The sequence below is a fragment of the Cellvibrio fibrivorans genome, assembly GCF_031457055.1.
Taxonomy (GTDB): Bacteria; Pseudomonadota; Gammaproteobacteria; order Pseudomonadales; family Cellvibrionaceae; genus Cellvibrio; species Cellvibrio fibrivorans.
The window spans coordinates 332,364-350,870 of record NZ_JAVDVX010000002.1; the positions used below are offsets into that span (position 1 = coordinate 332,364).

General features: G+C 45.4%; 11 protein-coding genes. 5 read left to right on the forward strand and 6 right to left on the reverse strand.

What is annotated here, in order from left to right; translation table 11 throughout:
- Nucleotides 1-18 precede the first annotated feature (18 nt).
- Nucleotides 19-1,572 carry a tryptophan halogenase family protein gene (locus tag J2X05_RS06270; protein ID WP_310070168.1) on the reverse strand — a complete coding sequence of 518 codons (1,554 nt, stop codon included), beginning with the start codon at nt 1,570-1,572 and terminating at the stop codon, nt 19-21.
- A gap of 115 nt (nt 1,573-1,687) precedes the next feature.
- The gene (locus J2X05_RS06275) at nt 1,688-4,462 is read right to left on the reverse strand and encodes a TonB-dependent receptor (protein ID WP_310070171.1); all 2,775 of its coding nucleotides are present in this window, start codon (nt 4,460-4,462) and stop codon (nt 1,688-1,690) included.
- Between the two features lie 511 nt (nt 4,463-4,973).
- On the opposite strand from J2X05_RS06275, the gene J2X05_RS06280 reads away from it, so the two are divergent.
- Nucleotides 4,974-9,488, forward strand: coding sequence for an Ig-like domain-containing protein (locus J2X05_RS06280; RefSeq protein WP_310070173.1), 4,515 nt, complete (start codon nt 4,974-4,976; stop codon nt 9,486-9,488).
- A gap of 213 nt (nt 9,489-9,701) precedes the next feature.
- On the opposite strand, the gene J2X05_RS06285 is transcribed toward J2X05_RS06280, so the two are convergent.
- Nucleotides 9,702-9,968 carry a helix-turn-helix transcriptional regulator gene (locus tag J2X05_RS06285; protein ID WP_007640809.1) on the reverse strand — a complete coding sequence of 89 codons (267 nt, stop codon included), beginning with the start codon at nt 9,966-9,968 and terminating at the stop codon, nt 9,702-9,704.
- Between the two features lie 430 nt (nt 9,969-10,398).
- Here J2X05_RS06285 and J2X05_RS06290 point away from each other — a divergent pair, with 430 nt between their 5' ends.
- The 4 genes from J2X05_RS06290 (at nt 10,399) to J2X05_RS06305 (ending at nt 14,356) form a co-directional block, all read left to right on the forward strand.
- Nucleotides 10,399-11,142 (forward strand): phage Gp37/Gp68 family protein, encoded by a 744-nt coding sequence (locus tag J2X05_RS06290; RefSeq protein ID WP_040391652.1) that lies wholly within the window; start codon nt 10,399-10,401, stop codon nt 11,140-11,142.
- 24 nt (nt 11,143-11,166) lie between these two features.
- Entirely contained in the window at nt 11,167-12,435 is a 1,269-nt protein-coding gene (locus J2X05_RS06295; RefSeq protein ID WP_007640813.1) for a three-Cys-motif partner protein TcmP, read from the forward strand.
- A gap of 19 nt (nt 12,436-12,454) precedes the next feature.
- Nucleotides 12,455-13,615 (forward strand): three-Cys-motif partner protein TcmP, encoded by a 1,161-nt coding sequence (tcmP, locus tag J2X05_RS06300; RefSeq protein ID WP_007640815.1) that lies wholly within the window; start codon nt 12,455-12,457, stop codon nt 13,613-13,615.
- A 111-nt stretch (nt 13,616-13,726) separates the two neighbouring features.
- Nucleotides 13,727-14,356: an HAD family hydrolase gene (locus tag J2X05_RS06305; RefSeq protein ID WP_310070181.1), complete on the forward strand. Its 630-nt coding sequence runs from the start codon at nt 13,727-13,729 to the stop codon at nt 14,354-14,356.
- A gap of 121 nt (nt 14,357-14,477) precedes the next feature.
- On the opposite strand, the gene J2X05_RS06310 is transcribed toward J2X05_RS06305, so the two are convergent.
- From J2X05_RS06310 to J2X05_RS06320, 3 genes are read right to left on the reverse strand one after another with little or no spacing between them, the layout of a single operon-like run.
- Nucleotides 14,478-14,864: a hypothetical protein gene (locus J2X05_RS06310; protein WP_050976986.1), complete on the reverse strand. Its 387-nt coding sequence runs from the start codon at nt 14,862-14,864 to the stop codon at nt 14,478-14,480.
- The gene (locus J2X05_RS06315) at nt 14,842-16,845 is read right to left on the reverse strand and encodes a hypothetical protein (protein WP_151030862.1); all 2,004 of its coding nucleotides are present in this window, start codon (nt 16,843-16,845) and stop codon (nt 14,842-14,844) included. The genes J2X05_RS06310 and J2X05_RS06315 overlap by 23 nt, the downstream gene beginning before the upstream one ends.
- Entirely contained in the window at nt 16,842-18,503 is a 1,662-nt protein-coding gene (locus tag J2X05_RS06320) for a hypothetical protein (RefSeq protein ID WP_007640822.1), read from the reverse strand. Before J2X05_RS06320 ends, J2X05_RS06315 begins: the two co-directional genes overlap by 4 nt.
- Between the last annotated feature and the right edge of the window lie 4 nt (nt 18,504-18,507).

The window sequence follows — 18,507 nt, forward strand, 5'->3', positions numbered from 1 at the left end:
TTGGTAAGAGTTGTTGGATTAAACGGGCTGTAAGCCATAGTCTTTTATTTTGTTGATGAGTTCTCTGTTGCTGGGCAGTTGATTTTTTAGTTGTTGCGCTAGAGTTGTATTTTTGTTGAATAATTCTTGCGCCAGTTGTCGGTTGCGTGATGACATTCCCTGTGGGCTTGCCTCTGTTGTGTAGCCCATTCCGTACAGTAAATATTGATAGCTGGCGGCGGGAAATACCTCAGCCGCACGATCAAAATCCATATGCCAAGGCGGTTGATAACGCCATAAGGTCATTAATTCTTGCAAGCTTTCTGGAATACTATTGGGGTGCCGATTGTCTCGCCAAAAATCGCTGTCGTCGCGTTTGCTGAGGGTGTAATGCAGCTTCAAAAAATCAATAATGCGTTGCCAGCGATATAAAAATGTTTCATTAAATCGTTTTGCGATGATGTCCATCGCAGTGCGTGTTGCGGGTAGTTGGTCGGCAATCATCGCGGCGGATATTTCGATCAATACCAATGCCGATGCCTCTAGCGGTTCAAGAAAACCTGCGGATAAGCCCACAGCGACACAATTTTTTTCCCAAAATTTTGCTCTGTGCCCAGGTGTTATGGGAATTTTTCGCACCGACAGTTGTTCGGTATTGGCAGAGTATTGCCGGAGATACTGGTGTAATTTTTCTTCGGCTTGATCTGCGCTGGTGTGCGCGCTGGAAAATACGTGGCCTATACCGCGTCTGCTTGGCAGGCCAATATCCCAAATCCAACCGGAATCCTGCGCGGTAGAAATGGTGTGCGAGGTGATAGGGCTGTGGTCATTTTCATAGGGCAGGTGGACTGCCAAGGCAGTATCGATAAAGAGTACATCTTTACAGGATATAAACGGCACTTGGTAGTGTTTGCCAAGCAGCAGGGAATTAAAGCCACTGCAGTCAATAAATAAATCGCCTGCAATATCGCCCTGTGTGTCGGTAGCAATTGAGGTTATGTCGCCATTGTCGGCGGCATTTACATGAATAACATCGGCCAATAAATGGGTAACACCGAGTTTAGTTGTGCAGTGTTTTTTCAAAAATTCGGCAAATGCACCTGCGTCTAAATGATAGGCATAGTTTGCAACGGCGGAATATTCCGGTGTGGTAATTAATTTTGGCGCTAAGCCAGCTTCACAAAGCGCTTCCTGTACGCAGACCGCGCTGGAAAAAGATTGGCTATGCGAGTTGGCCAACCAATGGGGCGCAAGATTAATATCGGAAAAACCTTGTGGTAAAACTAACGGGTGATAATAAAAATCGTCTTGTTGGCCGGTGCACCAATGTACAAATTTTGCCCCCTGTTTAAAGGATACGTTACATTCACGAATAAAATCTGTCTCACGCACCCCCATTTTTTTTAAGGTGTTGCGCATCGTAGGCCAGGTTCCTTCACCCACACCAATGATCGGCGTTTTGGGGGATTCTACCAGGCAAATATTTATACCTTCGCTGTAATGGTTGCATATTTTGGCTGCAAGTGTGCCTGCAGTAATCCAACCGGCTGCGCCACCACCAACAATGACAATGGATTTTATGGCTGTTGTCATATTTGCACCGCTATTTTTATTATCTGTTTGATCTGTTTTGTTGTTAAAAAAAAGGTCGCCAGTAGTAGGCGACCTTTTTTGCGCTAATTCATCATTGGGTGTTAAACACTGACAATTAGAATTTTGCGCGTACACCTACATTGTAGCGAGCGCCGTATTGCTCATAATCTTTGATTTGATTAGTCCAACGGCCGTAACGATGGGTAGCTTCATCGGTTACGTTCAAACCTTCAATAAAGACGGATAGATTTTCATTGATTTCATAACTTGCGTTGATATCAATTTGATCATAGGCCGCAGTAAAGACGGGTTCATTGCCGGATGCCAAGAGGAACTTGTCGCGCCAGTTATAGGCAATACGAATTTGGAAACCATTTTTTTCGTAGAAGCCGACAAAGTTAGCGGAATCGCTCAAGCCTTGCAGTGCCAAATCATTTTCCAAGCTGTAGACATCGTAACTGTCATCGCTATCTACCATGGTGTAGTTAACAATGGTGCCGAAGCCTGATTCGCCAAACATGTGCTGCACATTAAATTCCCAACCATCAACCAAAGAGTCGTTCAGGTTTTGCGGTGTGGAAACTTCCCAGACAATTGCCTGATCGCCAGGTTGCGATGTACAGGCTGGAGTTGGGTTGGCCACTGAGCCGCCTGGGCAACCGGGGCGCGGATTGGCACTGGGGTTGGTCAGTGGGCCATTAGGGCTGCTGATGATGCGATCTTCTTGGCCTACCGCAATAAAGTTATCCACTTTCTTGCGGAAGTAACCACCAGACACATAGCTGCCTTCGCCGTAGTACCACTCAAGAGACAGATCAAAGTTTTCGGATTCAAATGGCAATAAACCTGGATTACCTTGATTGGCTTTGAATGGGCCAGTTGATAAGTGAGTAACCAAGTCAGTACCTGGATACATTGCATCGATATTGCTGCGCGCAATGGTTTTGCTGTACGAGAAACGTGTTACCAAATCATCACGCAGATTCAGGCTGAGATCCAAATTTGGTAAAAGGTTATCGTAATTACCTTTGAGTGTGTCTGACTGCTCAGTATCAGCGTAAATCTTCGACATCTCTAAGGGGGATACCCAGTTAAAACCTACCACCGGTTTGGTGATGGTGTAGGAGCTAACATCAGTTTCTTCATAACGAAGGCCAAGATTGGCTTTAACTGGCATTTGATTAAGTTCTGTATCGAAATCAAAGGACAAGTAAGCCGCGTTGGTCTCTTCCTCAATACCATTGGTGCCGTAGTTCATTGGGTTATTTAGATTTTGTGCGTACACTAAATCAATAAACTCATTGGCGCTAAATACCGGCACAAATTCAAAGCCGATATCACCTTTATCAAAACTGAGATCCAGATTGCTCAAGTCCATGCCGCTTAACGCAAAGTTAGCACTGTAAATGTCTTTTACATCGACAGTATTTTTGGTTTGCGCTACACCAAAATTAACAGTTGAAAGTGCCCCGGCATTTTCTAATTCCCATACGCCGTGCAATTGAACTTGTTGAATATTGTTTTCCAGTTCATGGCCGCGCTCTTGATAGAGATCGCCAACAATATTGGCTTTGTTGTAGGCGCCGCCAGCTAAGCCTGAGTCGTCATAGGAAACACTGGGCAATTTGCCTGAGAAATCCGCTGCTATATCCACTGCGCCAAAAGGGTTTTTGGTATTGGCGATGCGCTCGGCAGGTTGTGCACCCGGGTTTGCATGAGAGGTGGAGTCATGTGCATCCAGAGTGAAAGACAGTTGATCATTAACGTCCCACTCTACATTTGCGCCGAAAGAATCATTTTCAGTATTAAAGCCGTATTCCCAGGCCCAAAAGTTCAACTCATCGTTGTTGCGCGCCGGGTTAATGATGGTGCCATTGGCATCGGCTTTACCAGTTTGTACATCATCAAACCAAAAGCTCATACGATTCATCGCACCGTCTTCTTCAAGACGTGACATGGTGTAATCAAGGGTAGCGGTCAGGTTGTCGATTGGGGCAAATTGCAATACCAGTTGGCCATTTTGACGAGTGCGCTCGTAGTTGGCATTTTCCAAGTCAACCGTGGGAATACGCCAGGTTGCTTTAGTGGGATTGCGCTCAGTATTGATGGCGCTAGTGTCAGGGTTTTGTTGGCCGGGATAGCCGCGACTCCAACCATTTTGTGTGCCGATGCGATCGACATGGAAGTTGCGCTCTGCATAGGAGTAGGACGCAAGTACGCCAAATTTTCCATCGGCAAAAGTATTGCTAATCATGCCGGAAATTTCCGGTGTTACTTCATCGCCCGTTTCAACGGTGGGCTCGATCACACCTTTCACGCTCACGTGAGCAACCATTTCATTAAAATCAAACGGCTTGGCAGTTTTCAGATTAATGGTTGCGCCCAATCCACCGGAGGCCACATTTGCTTTGCCGGTTTTATACACCTCTACGCCGGAAACACTTTCTGCTGCAATTTCACGGAAATTAAAACTGCGCGAAATTGGTGTGCTGTCCAAAGCGGATGAGTTAGGCATTTGACGGCCATTTAACGTCACCAAATTAAAACTGGGGCCGAAGCCCCGAACGGTCACTTGGTTACCCTCATTGTTGCTCCGGTCGATGGATACACCGGTAATGCGTTGTAAAGATTCAGCGAGGTTAGTGTCAGGAAATTTACCTATGTCTTCGGCACTGATGGCATCTACTACGCCGCTGGCTTGGCGCTTGGTTTCCATTGCGCCGGTGAGTGAGCTTCTGATACCTGTCACCAGGACTTCTTCAATTGGGCCGGAATCTTGCGCATAAATATTGATACTGGATGCAGCTATCACTGCGGCTGAAAGCACTTTTAGCTTAAAGCGGTCTTGAATAATCATCGCCATACAACGCTCTCCTAACTGGTTGTTCATTTTTATAGTCTTTATCGACTTGTTGTTTTAGCCATTTCAAGGTCAAAACAGGTCTTATGGTTGAAGCAAAAGTAAGGTGCAGCCGTATAAACGTGGAAAAACCTGATGACTGCGCATTACCTTGCGCAGGTATAATCGGCGCACTCTCTTTTAATGTCAAATATTAATTGTTAACAAAAGTTATGGCGGAGAGTATCTATAAAGGCAGGGTATATGGCGGGGGCGTGTAATAGCGTTATGGGTATATTCCCTGCGAAACAGGCTCCCGGAAGGGGGGGGGCTTTAATAAAAAGTTAATAATTAAATGTAAAATGTTAACAAAGTTATGTTAATGGCAAAATTATCAAGGTAAGATTGCAGTGCCTGCCATTGGCGCGGATTCAACCGGCGGGGGCCTGTGATTCGCTGTAACAAGAGTCGTCTTGGTCGATTACTAATAACAATAATTATGTGCTTCAACTGTTGTACTTTTTCCAATAACGATAATTATCATTTCATCAAAGAGGCAATTATGTTTAAACAACATAAACTCCGCCTTGCAATTGCCGCTATTACTACTGGGGTTTTAGGTAGCATGGCGTCTTTAGCATTGGCGCAAAACGTTAAAGTCGATATCAACGCGAATATTAAACACTCAGTCAATGGTGTCTCTGATTTTGGGCGTGAGCGACGCATTACAATTCATGCCAGCCCAATGGAAAATGATTTCCTGGGTGAAAAAGACAAACTCGATTACCTCATGAGTCTGGGTGTGACCTTTGGTCGCGATAACGGTTTGTCTATGTATTATTTCAGTCAAACCGGTGGTGATAAGGCGCGCTCTACCGATACACCCAGTCCATTTCCGTTTGGTTATGCCAACAAACCTAATCTGGCACAGTTGACTAGCCTCTCTGCTCAATACAAAGAAAATTTGGATACCAAATACGCCGATGCACAGGAATATTTTGGGCGCACCTCTTCATTAATTATGGGCTCGCAACCCAGACCTGCTTACCCTAACTGGAGTTCGTATTCCTGGTTTGGTGGTGGCTTGACCAGTGAAACACCTTGGCGACCACGCACTGCACAGGATGCAGCAGAATGGTATGCGGAATTTTTAAATAAATTTTTTGTGCAATACGAAAATGACCCCACTGCAATTCCTATGCCCAAGTATTGGGAGGTAATTAATGAACCCGATATGTTGATGAACGTCCCCAGTCACGAGGGGCATGTTTCTACTTGGGAAGATCTGTTCGAGTTTCACAATGTGGTCGCCGATACCGTACGCGCCAAGCTGGGCAACAAGGCACCCAAAATCGGCGGTATGACCTGGGGTCTGCATGATTTGGAAAAGGGTGATGCAACTGCAACAGGCTCGCCGCGTAATCGTGGCGATGCATTATTAAATATGTTTTATGGCTCAGATGCAGGCAGTGAAGCGATTAAAAATGCTATCCGTATCAACAGCTTCAATAAATCGCCCACTATGTCACTCAATGGCCCAAGCCCGAGTTCGGACTGGTATCAGTGGGATGTAATCTGGAAAGGCTTTATGGATGCCGCCGGTAAAAATATGGATTTCTATTCAGTCCATTTGTATGACTGGGCATCTTGGGATGGAGCATCGACTCGCACTGGCGCATTGCGCACGGGTTTCCAATCTGAAGGTGTTTTGGATTTGCTCGAATGGTACGACATGAAAATGCTCGGCCAGCATAAAGAAGTGGTGATGTCCGAATACGGCAATATTACTGGCACCGATATCACCAAGCTGGATCGTCAGCGTATGCGCTGGGAAGTGCTCAAGCCTTTCTCGCAGATGATGATGCAATTTATGGAGCGCCCTGATTACGTCACCTTGTCTATGCCGTTCATCGTGGTTAAGGGTGAGTGGGGCGATGAGGATAAAACCCATCCTTACGGCCAAAGTCTGTTGGATCGCGACTACTCAACCTGTACCGAAACACCTACGGCTTATACTAACTGTACATGGAACTTTAACCCTTCTATTAAATGGTATGAATTGTGGCGTGACGTTGACGGCACCCGTGTAGATACCTATGCCAGTGACCGCGACATTCAAGTGGATGCCTATGTGAAGGGCAAACACATGTATGTCATTTTGAATAGCTTGGAAGCCCAGGCGACCACTGTTGATATGAACTTTGCGGGCATTACCGGCAATGCGATCAAGAGCATCAAAATGCGCCACTTGTATCTGGATGAGGCCATTGATGACGATAGCAATCCAGCCAACGGCGTAGGTAAGCCGATTCTGGCAGATGCCACTCTGACCAGCCTGCCTAAAAACATCACCATTGGTGCAGATGCAACGGTGATTTTGGATATTGAGTACACCAATGACCCAACGCCAACACTCAATAGCAAAGAGCAGAAATACCCGGCTGAACCACTGACCGCCAACGCCCCTTATCGCGTATCGGCAGCCAGTGTGAATGCGCAGGTGAACGGTGTGCCCAAACCGGCTAAAGGTGAAGCGCAACTGCGTGTGACTGGCGCCTTCTTTATGAATAACGGCATAGCGACGGGTTCGTCCGACAGTCGCGTATCGCTCACCATTAACGGCAATACAGTACCGGTGAAAACCGATTGGCGCGGTGATGAGTCGAGAAGAAACGGGCGTTCCATGGCAACTTTGGAGATTCCGTTTGATGTGAGTTATTTAAGTGCAAGCGGCAATAACAACATTCAGTTAACGACGATTGCCCAGGGTGAGGTCGCGGCGGTGAGTGTGCAGGTGTGGGATATGGATACTCAAGTTACCCGTAGTATTCCCGCTGCTTGCAGCCCATGCACGGCCGTTACTGGCTTGAGCCTGAGCCAAACCAGCATCAGCAATCTGTTGGTAACTCAATCGGTAGCGCTTCAACCAAGTGTTAGCCCGGCTAATGCCTCCAACCAAAACGTCACTTGGGTTTCATCTAACCCCAGTGTGGCCAGTGTTGATCAAAATGGTTTGGTGACCGGTAACAAGCCAGGTTCTGCCACTATCACCGCAAAAACAGTGGACGGTGCGTTAACTGCTACGGCTTCGGTATCTGTCAGCCAGTTGGTGCCTGCTGCAGTTTCTGTGGTGGGTTTGCCTAACCCTCTTTATATAGGCGCGAGCAAACAGCTAAGTGCGGCAGTTACGCCAATTCATGCGCCTAACCGTAAAGTGACCTGGAGCAGCTCTAATCCGACCATTGCAACGGTGGATGCCCAAGGGGTAGTCACTGGCCTTAAGGCAGGCAATGTCACCATTACCGCAAAAACAGTCGCTAATAACATAGTGGGCACGGCAAACATTCAGGTGAAAGCCAAGTTGTTGACCGGGATGGCCATATCGCCCGCGAGCACCTTGATCCCACAAAATGACAGCCTGCAAATCCAGACCAGTTTCACTCCGGCTGATGCCAGCGATAAGTCGGTCACTTGGACCTCCAGCAATACCGCAGTCGCGACTGTGAGCAGTACCGGATTGGTGAAAGGTGTTGGGTTGGGTGTGGCCGAGATTACCGGGCGCAGTAACGATGGTGGCTTTACCGGTAAAACCCAGGTGGAAGTTGTTGCCTCCAATACCACGTTGACCTACATCGAAGCCGAAGCTTTTAATCGCACCGGCGGAGCCTATGGCGGTTTTGTGAAAAGCACTACCGGTGCCGGCAATATCAATGACAACCAAACCGGTGACTGGGTGGAATTTGATATTAACTTTGCGCAGGCGGGTATTTACCAGTTGGTGCTGGCAACCGGTACACCTTTGGATGGCGCTGGTGTGGAGTTCCTGGTGGATGGTGTTTCCAATGGCCGCTCATCTTTGCCCAACAATGGCAATTGGGATCAGCACGTGACAACGGTAGTGACCAATGGTCTGCAGGTTAATTCTGCGGGTACTCATACGCTGCGTTTACTTAGTGTGGGTGCTGGCGGTGCCTATCAGTGGAATCTGGATAAGATTGGTTATCGTATTTTGAAAGCGACGACTGGTGGGGCATCGTCAATTGCTTCATCGACACCGGCATCTTCTTCACCTTCATCAATGCCGTTGTCATCTTCATCGCGTTCATCGACACCACTGTCTTCTTTCGTCTCATTGAGTTCATCATCGCGCTCATCCATACCTGTATCCTCAAGCTCGTCAGTTGCATCCAGTGTGGCATCCAGTGTTGCAACAGGTGGTTCGAAGTTGGTGTTGCAAGCTGAGGCATATACCGCGACGGGTGGTACTTACCAAGGCTTCCAAAAATACTCAACGGCAGCTGGAGTAGGGGCTATCAACTACAACCAACGTGGCGATTGGGCCGATTACACCCTGAATGTCACCAGTGCGGGTACCTATAGTATTGATGCCTTCCTCGGCACCACACAAGACGGTGGTGCTATAGAGGTGTTGATTGACGGTGTATCTGTAGCGAAAAAGACCGTTGCCAATAACAACAATTGGGATGTGTTTGCCAAGTTGGCAGTAGCGACTGGTGTGCAATTAACTGCAGGTGCACACAGCGTGCGCATTATCTCGGCCGGTACTACCGCATCGACATGGGAGTGGAATGCGGATCGTATTGAGTTCACTCAAGTGGCGGTCGCTGCTCCTTCCTCTTCATCGCGCGCTTCAAGTTCGGCGGCAGTGGCAACACCGGTGGTAATGCAGGCGGAGTCTTATGCTACGACTGGCGGCAGCTATCAAGGCTTCCAAAAGTACACCACCGCGGCGGGTGTAGGCGCTATTAACTACAACCAAACCGGTGACTGGGCGGACTACAGCATCAATGTGACTGCAACCGCTAACTATCGTATCAATGCTTATCTCGGCACCACTCAAACTGGCGGTGCTATAGAAGTGTTGGTGGATGGTGTGTCGGTAGCGAAAAAGACCGTGCCCAACAATAACAATTGGGATGTGTTTGCTTTGCTGGAAGTAAGCAGCAGTGTTCAGCTCAGTCAGGGTGCTCACACAGTGCGGATCATTTCTGCCGGTTCTACCAGTTCAACCTGGGAGTGGAATGCAGATCGCATTGAGTTTATCCCAGTAAATTAATCGTTTAAAAATCCCCTCGCTCGTTTGGCTCACACTGTAATTAGTGTGGGCCTTTTTTATGGTGCAGAGATTCTTACGATTTTAGTAAGCGCATTCATTTATCAAATGATTCTATTTTGGTGCCTGCACAACTGTTGTAGCGGCGCTCGTCGGGCAGACTGGCGAGAATTATGGCGGAAAGACTGCGCGCCGCGCCTGCCATCTCTCGCCTGGTTACGCGCGATAAAAGCTCACCGCGAGTTGTAACGCATCTAATTCTTCAGGCGATAGATGCAATGGCGGTAGCTCTAAGCCCGGTTGTAGACGGTACCCAAGACCCGGCTCCGCATAGACAGGAACTCCTGTAACCGAAAGGTCGTTGATATAACGGTATATCGAGCGCACAGACACCTGTAGCTGTTCGGCGAGTTTGGCTGCAGAGACGGGTTGCTGGCGACGAATTAAATTCACCAGCTGAAATAGACGATTAGCTTTACGCAACGAAAGCTCTTTTTGAAAAGTGCACCATCTATTGATGGTGCCTGGCCAATATTGTGGTCGAGATGGTCTCTTTCCGTAAATGATCCCAGCGGTGATTGGTTCTCTTTCGGTGGTTCAGGTCGTCGTAGCATTTCATATAATGATAAGCATTAAGGGCATCAGATACACGCGGGATTTAAAAGCTGCCTGAAGTACTAAAGAGAGGCGTAGGCGATGCAGAAGTGGTTTGATGCATGGTTCGAGTGGGGCTTGATGTCTGCGATTTGGCGCTTCTATTGTCACCCTGCTAGTGAGTATTAGAACCGAATTAACGGTAATACAACTTTTGATGCTTTAAGTCAGCTTTCGCAGCCTGAATAATATCCCATTACACGCCAATTGATGATCCGGCTGCGGGCAATTACACTGACGTGATTCACGGAGATCTATTATGGCTACAAACAGTAAAATTGAATGGACCGAACAAACATGGAATCCGGTTACGGGCTGCACTAAGATTTCTCCCGGATGTAAATATTGCTACGCGGAGGTAATGGCAAAGCGATTGAAGGCAATGGGAGCTCCGGGTTACGAACTTGGCTTTGACACCATTACGCTGATGTATGAACGATTGGATCAGCCTCTACATCGCAGGAAGCCGACCATCTATTTTGTAAACTCCATGAGCGATTTATTTCATGAGGCGGTGCCTTATGATTTTATTGATCGCATATTTGACACTATCCGTGCGACACCACAGCATGCCTATCAAATTCTGACCAAACGCGCGGAAAGAATGAATGATTATTTCCAGACTAGACAGGTACCTGATAATGCTTGGCTGGGTGTTTCTGTCGAGGATAAAAAGTACGGAATTCCTCGGATCGGCTATTTGCAAGCCATCAAAGCCAAAACCCGGTTTCTGTCTATTGAGCCGTTATTAGAGGATTTGGGGCGCTTTTCTCTCAAGGGTATCCACTGGGTTATTGTTGGCGGTGAATCGGGCGTTAAAGCCAGGCCGATGGAAGAATCTTGGGTACTAAAATTGCGAGATCAATGTCAGCGCAATGAAATTGATTTCTTCTTCAAACAGTGGGGCTCCTGGGGGCAAGATGGCGTCAAGCGTAATAAAAGTGCAAATGGCCGACAATTACAAGGCCAAGTGTGGGATATGATTCCAGTCGTTGCCATTTAAAATAATAGGAAAAGGAAACTCCGTGTGAGCCATAAAAATAAAAAATATGATTGGGAAATTGGATCAGAACTTCCGCAACTTGACGAACATAGCGAAACTAAACATCTCATCATAGCCGATTATTTAAAGCGCTATGTTGAAGTGTATATGGCAAATGCTACGATTGAGCGATTGCCACTCACCGTTGTAGATGGCTTTGCTGGTGGAGGAAAATACCGCGCATTCAATCGCGAAGAGACAACCGATGGTTCTCCTTTTCTGATCTTGAAATCAATCCAAGAGGCGGAAGCACTACTCAATATCGGTAGACGGAAGCCTCGTTCTATTGATGCTGAGTATCATTTCATTGAAAAAGATGCTCCCCATCTCGACTTCCTGCGGCAAGAACTACATTTGTCGGAATTTGCGCATTTACTTGGTTCAAAAATACATCTGTATAACAAAAAATTTGATCAAGTAGCTACTGATGTGATCAAGCGAATTCAACAGCGCAATAAGGGTATGCGTGCTATTTTTATTCTTGATCAATATGCCTATAAAGATGTTCCGTTCAGCATTATTAGAAATATTTTTTCTAGTACCGCCAGCGAGGTTATTTTGACCTTTAATTTCGACACTCTGCAAAGTTTTCTGGCAGAGAATTCGACTAATAAAAAAGCACTCGAAAATATCAATCTTTCACAATATATCGACTGGAATCGGCTGGCGCTTTTTAAGGAGGCAGGTATGTGGCAACACGCTATTCAAGAGCAGTTGGCAAATGCCATTCTAAAAGGATCTGGCGCAAACCACATGACTTTGTTTTTTATAAAGCCTAAAAAAGGATGGTGCTATTGGTTGGTGCATTTATCGCAAAAATTTATTGCTCGGGATGTCATGATGGGCCTTCATTGGAAACATTCTAATACCAGTGCAGGGTTTGAGCATCATTTGGGTGAAGGTATATTTACACTGGGCTACCAAGCTACTCAAACAGCAGGCCAAATCACGCTTGATTTTGGAGAAGTATTCGATTTTGGATCAAAAGCAAAAGAGCGCTGTATTGAGTGCCTGTCAGAATCCATTCCCCGTCTATTGGACAATTGCAATATACAAATGCCATTTTCACAGCTGACCGACAATATCGGCAGCCTGACGCCCGCCTCAACAATAGAAATCAAAGCTGCACTTCAGTCTTCTATAGACAATAAAGAATTAATGATTGTGACAAAAGATGGGGGAACTCGCCGAAGTGCTAACCAGATTGGGCCTTCTGATATTCTCAGATACAATCAAAAACAACTGTTTTTTTAATTACATAAGGAGATAATTAGTGCTTTTGCCCCAGGAATATATTGGTAGACCCCAAGCCTTTTTAAAGCACACCATATTGAAAACGTATCTTGAGCGTCTTTTCATGATTATTGGCCAGTCTGAAATTGTTATTAACTATGTGGATTGTTTTGCTGGTCCTTGGTCAGACGAAAATGAAGCGTTAACAGATACATCTATTGGTATATCCATCGCGCAAATGAGGAAAAGTGTAGCCATTTTCAAAAAAACGTTCAAAAGAGATGTTAAATTCAGAGCGCTTTATATAGAAAAAGACAATGAGGCATTTTCACGTCTGCAGGCATTTTTAGATAAACATCGAGATCCTGCTATTACAGTTGCTTGTATGCATGGTGATTACACCAAACTAATACCCCATATAGTCGAATGGACACAAGATCATTTCACCTTCTTTTTTGTTGACCCTAAAGGCTGGAAAAATATTATTGGTGCAACGACAATGAGGTTGTTATTAGAGCGACCCAAAACAGAATTTCTTATCAACCTAATGTACGACTTTGCCAACAGAGCTACTGGAATCGAAAAACATGATCCGGACATGATTGAACTGTTGGGTACAAAACCTAATTATAATGGCTGTGAAACAGTTTTTGATCGCCAGCGGGCATTTCTTTCCCAGTATCAAAAGAATATAAACTCGATTTATCTCGGTAGGTCTACGTATATTCCCATCAATCGACCCGGCACCAATAAATTACTTTACTTTCTTGTTTACCTGACGCGACATCCGAAAGGTATCATTGTCTTTAAGGAAGCGGCGGAGAAAATGATCTCTGTGCAGCGTATAACGCATAACGAAACTTTGCTGCTAAAACAGTTTGACGCTGCTCCTATTACTGACTTATTTGCGGCTGAGGATGACGTAACACAGTGTATTCCTGTAACTGACAATCGCCTTTCCGCAAAAGTATTTTTGCTAACAAAACTAACACGCACCCCCTTATTAATTGATAACGAACGTTTCGCTAGATTTTTGGAAGAGAGTGACCTTTATCCAACTGACTTTCAGCAGGCAATGAAGGAGTTGCTTAATAGTAAGGCGGTATTAAACGTCGATGCTGATGTTAGTAAGCGCAGAAAAAAATTCATACAGCCTGACTGGCCGCAAAAGAGCGAACGATGGCAACTATCAGACGAGTAAACGATTTTCCATAACCAAGCATAACTAAATTTGTTTGCTGTGGATCATATGAGACAGAGTTACTTCGCCTCAAAATGGAGTTCGCTCTAAAAATCAACGGCAGGATTCACAGTGAATACTTTCCCAGCATTAATTGTATTTGATCTCTATGGGACATTGGTTCAGTTTGGGATTAAGCATCATCCTTTCCGAAAGATTCTACTTTGGGCTAGGGAGCAGGGGCGCAGCCCAAAACCAGATGACGCACGAAAATTGATGACGGTAGACAAGGATTGCGGTGAGTTGCTGGCAACACTTGGGATTTTTCCTCCTGCCAATATGCTCACACAATTACATCAAGAAATTCAGGAAGAGTTAGCCGGCCTGACTCTCTTTGATGATGTGCTACCAACCCTAGATTTCTTGACCAGCCGAGGAGTTCCTCTGGCCATTTGCTCTAATTTGGCAAAACCCTACGGCGCGGTGATTGACCAGCTATTGCCGCAATTTAACTTCACCCGGCACCTCAGCTATGAAATTGGTGCAATAAAACCTGACATAGAAATGTACGAGTCGATTCTAACGGATACTGGATTAATACCAGAGCAAATCCTCTTCATTGGTGATACATCACTGGCCGACTGCGAGGGACCTACTAAATTTGGTTTCCGTGCTAAACATCTGGTCAGAGGCCAATCTTCAGGGATGAATAGCATTGCCTTATTAACAGAAGTTTTGCAGTTGCTGGCGCTAGATAGTTAACTGATGACACGGTATTCGAGCGGTTTCTCAGATCCTCATTATTAAATTGCCAGTAGAAGCCTGATAGATGGGCACGTTTTAAATCATGCCAAGCTCATCAATTGAATATTTCAGCCCGAAATTATGGCGTATAGCGAGTTACTTTGCCTTCTTTCAACATCTCGTTCTCTAGTACCAGTTCTTCGTTAAGGGTGATTAGTGTATTTACGATATTCAAAAGCTTTTCGTTCTGACTCTGAAGTCGCTGTATGCGTTTTGAATCCGATTGTCTTGATTTCTTGGGTTTGCCCTTTTCGGTAGAGGTCGAATGAATCTCCGAGTACGCAGTAATCTCTCTATGTAAATCTGGGTATCGATCCATTCGTAGACTTACTGGCAGCATGCCAGCCTCTTTCGCCACGTTGGTTAATGACACGCGGGTGCCTTTAGGTAGGTTTTTTGGTTCATCGAGCTTAAGTCGCTCAAATGCGGCACGCATTTCTGCTTCAACACTTTTGGGACGTGGCATGAAAGTAGACCTCAATAGCTTCGTTCTCGGCTTTGAGTTTTGAGTGCCGAGGGGTGTTCTTTATAAGATTTGTTAACTCAATGGCGTTGGCGTCGTATAACGCTTTAAGTCCCTTTTCATTTCGCTTGGAAAACACCGCATCTTTGCATGGACCTTTTCCATCCACTCCGGCGCAATGCACTGCCGATTCAACCCCGCCGTACTCACAAGATTGAGTCATGCAAAAACCAAGTAGGGTGCGTCGGCAAGATGCTTCGCCGCTCTTTGCGAGTTCCTCCAGCTTTTTGTAATCGCGATCTTCAATAAGTTTGAGCGTGTTCACTGCGATTAGATTTTTTCCTGTGGCGTGAACGCTGTCACCAATACTGTTTTCAGCTATCTCAATTAACTCCCGTACTGCTGACCTATTGGCCTCGACAGTAACTGCATCACTAGCGTTGGCATTCGTTATAAGGCGCGTGTAATTACGTCCATAGTAATAACTTTGATAAACGGTTTTATGTTTCATCATCCACTGTATAATTTCATCTGGTACGTTTGAGGCAAACAGATTTACGGCCAAGGTCCGTCTTAGTTGATGGGCGTTAAACGACCAGCTGCCATCGACCTTGAACCATAATTTCTCCGTTAGCGTCGGTGTAAGCTGGTATGCGATGTTGTAGTCGTCTTTAGTAATTATAAATTCCTTTTCAGGGAATGCTAACGGATTGAGTTCTACGAACTTACCTAAGTCCCATTGGTATACTTTGATAGAGCTCGTGCCCGAACCCCAATGTTCTATCTTGCCTGTCATTAGATATGGATTTATTTGAACATCTTGAGGGACGACTTTGAACGTAGTGTCTAACCGCAAGCGTGAGAAGAAATTAAGAATTTTGACCGCGCGTTCGACTGAAGTTGGTACGACCCAGCGCGCATCACTATCAGGATCAGTTTTTGTTGTTTCACCCGCCAGCAACGCTACCTTACCGAGAGTTGGGTCATCGTCCTCGATAAAACAATCCGAACGCATGGAAAGCCCTTCACCGAGCCTCTGTATACTGTGTGCCAATATAAACGTGAATGCACAATCCCTTACGAGGTTTGCATAGACAGAGAGCGCTTGTAATTCGTATTTCTGAGTAGGTATATAGCCTACCCATCGGTTTAAGAGATCAGCTATTCCATAGTCTTCAAAAAATACTGTTGCTCCTCCTCGATAAATCCGTCTTTTGGCTCGTGATGGTTTCATTTGACCCTTGACGCTAGTGTCCCGCCCTGCATTTACGAATGGGCTCTTTTGAGAGTGACCATTTTCAATGTTGTGTCGATACGCGTCATGCACCCATGTCCAAGCCTTTGCAAAAGCGGCTTGCTTCATTTCAAATGCGTCCATCACGAGTTCGGTTGATCGAATGAGCGACATCCAAATACGTGGGGGTATATAAGCGTTTTGGACTGGTATATGAGAGATTTGGAGTTGAACTAATTTTTCGATGAATGCAACATCAGCAATTTTCCAACCCAAAACATTTTCCGCTCTCAATAAGGCATTAAGAATCCCAAGCACTCTTCTGTGCTGTGGTGGTGAAAGAAAATCTATAAGATCGCTTGCCAAGCGCGGAAATCGGTAAATTTGATTAATGGTGATGTTGTGTAAGTCTGCAAATTTGCAAAGCTTACTCAACAATTTGAATGTTGATTGAATTGATTTTACCGTTCCTGGAAACAAAGGCATGTGGTACAGATATAGAAATGTAACCTGCTTGAGAAGATCCTTGTTTTTTGGGGTAAGCTTCTGAATATTGAAATTAAAGGAAGAACGGCTATAGGCATGAAAATCCCACCGTTCATCACAATATTTGGAAAGTGGTTTGCCGTCAGAGTCAACAGAAACATAAAAATCATCTGGTGGCGGGTAAGTTATTGGCTGGTAGTTGCAAAGCTCTGAAGCTATTAATGATATATGGGTGTCGCAAAATCGAAGAGTTGAGGCGTTCATCTGGACTCCCAGAATTGAATGATGTTTTTCCATGTTGGGTGATAGACACCTTCTTCAATGCGAATAAGAGACTCAATTACCCATTGTTGTGATCGCGTATTGCGTTCTCTGAAGGCGTCCAGCTTTTCCGACAGTCGCTTAATAACCAGGTCTGCAGGTATCGCACGTTTTACTGGTTGAGCAGCTTCAATAATTTTTAGGTATCTAAAAGTTGTAAGCGACCACACATAATCCTCGGAATCGATGTCGCGATGGCTTTTGCACCACAGGCAACCAGATTCATTGATGCAGTTGGGGTTAATTACTCCTGATGGTCTGTCGTGTGTGGATTCAGGTTGCGCGTTACAACCGCTGTTTATCAAACTAACTGGTTTTTTATTCCAAAATTTCGTCAGTGCAGTCATAGCGCGTTGCTGTGACGGCCTTTCATACGCCTGCTTAAATACTTCTCGTGTGTGCTGGCTCATCTCAGCACTCAGATTTGGGTCACCACTCATGCGATCTAAAAAGTTTGCACGAGTATTGCGAGTCACCCTCGGTGGAATCCATGGGATCCCATCCTGTTTTGCTTGTGCCTTGAGCACTCCGTAGTTCACGCTGCCATTATTGGTGCTCTTATAGAGGACAGGGAAAAGTTTAGAATCTTCAGGATAAAAAAAATCGACAAACTTTATTAAATTCTTAAATCGCTCTCGATACTCTTTATAAATCGTAAATTTGACGGGCCCCTTTTTTCTCCCCTTGTAGCATGTCACAAGCCAATCATTGTTTCCCTGTAGCTTATAGGTAAATCCTTTTCGTTCAATCTGGGTAGCCTGTGACATACTCATGCCAGTTTGATATACGAAGATCACAATCTCAGCAAGCAGCCGAATTCTTATCAAGCTCCCTCTGAACATATCTATCGTTGTGGTTGGTTTACAAAGCGTTACAGCCTTTCGCGATATGACGTTGTTTTGATGGTTGAGCAGTCCCGTTAGTCCAGATGGCATTCTAATTGAATGTCTTGAACCATCAGGTTTCAGTATGTCTAGGGCTATTGGTAGTTGGCCATGAATCGACTCAACAGTAATGGCGTTAGAAATATCGACGCAGTAATGTCCAAGTATTCTTGCGTCCCCTAAGCTCTGCTTCTCTGCCGCACGACTGATAAGTGTCTTACGAGGAGCCTTATAGGATTTGATCGTCTTAGATTGATATTTCAGTAGCAGGTGAGGGGGTCTTTCCAATATGTCGGATATATATTGGCTCAAATCGAGAACGTTTTTATAGGCCGTTATACCTTTGATATCCTTTTTGACGTATGCCTGAGAATAGTTGTACTCATCGTATGCCAGGAACACTGTTTCTAACGCCTTATCTTCCACCGATAGCTGAATATCATTTACATCGATCCATTTTATAAATTTATTGATAATGTGATAGTAGGTGTAGATTGATGCGTGTGATGTGCCCCGCGTAATTTCGAGGTTTAAAAGATCCTTAATTGCTTCTACGAACGGTAAGCGATCTTTAATAATGCCATGCCAAGCTTCAGCTGTTGCATCGCGATAAAACCATCGGGATTCTGTCGCTGCTCCTCCTTTAATGAGCCAGCGACTGAGGTCGGTCCATGCACCTTCAATTTCTTTGATTTTTAGATGCTCCGGCTTCTTCAAGTTC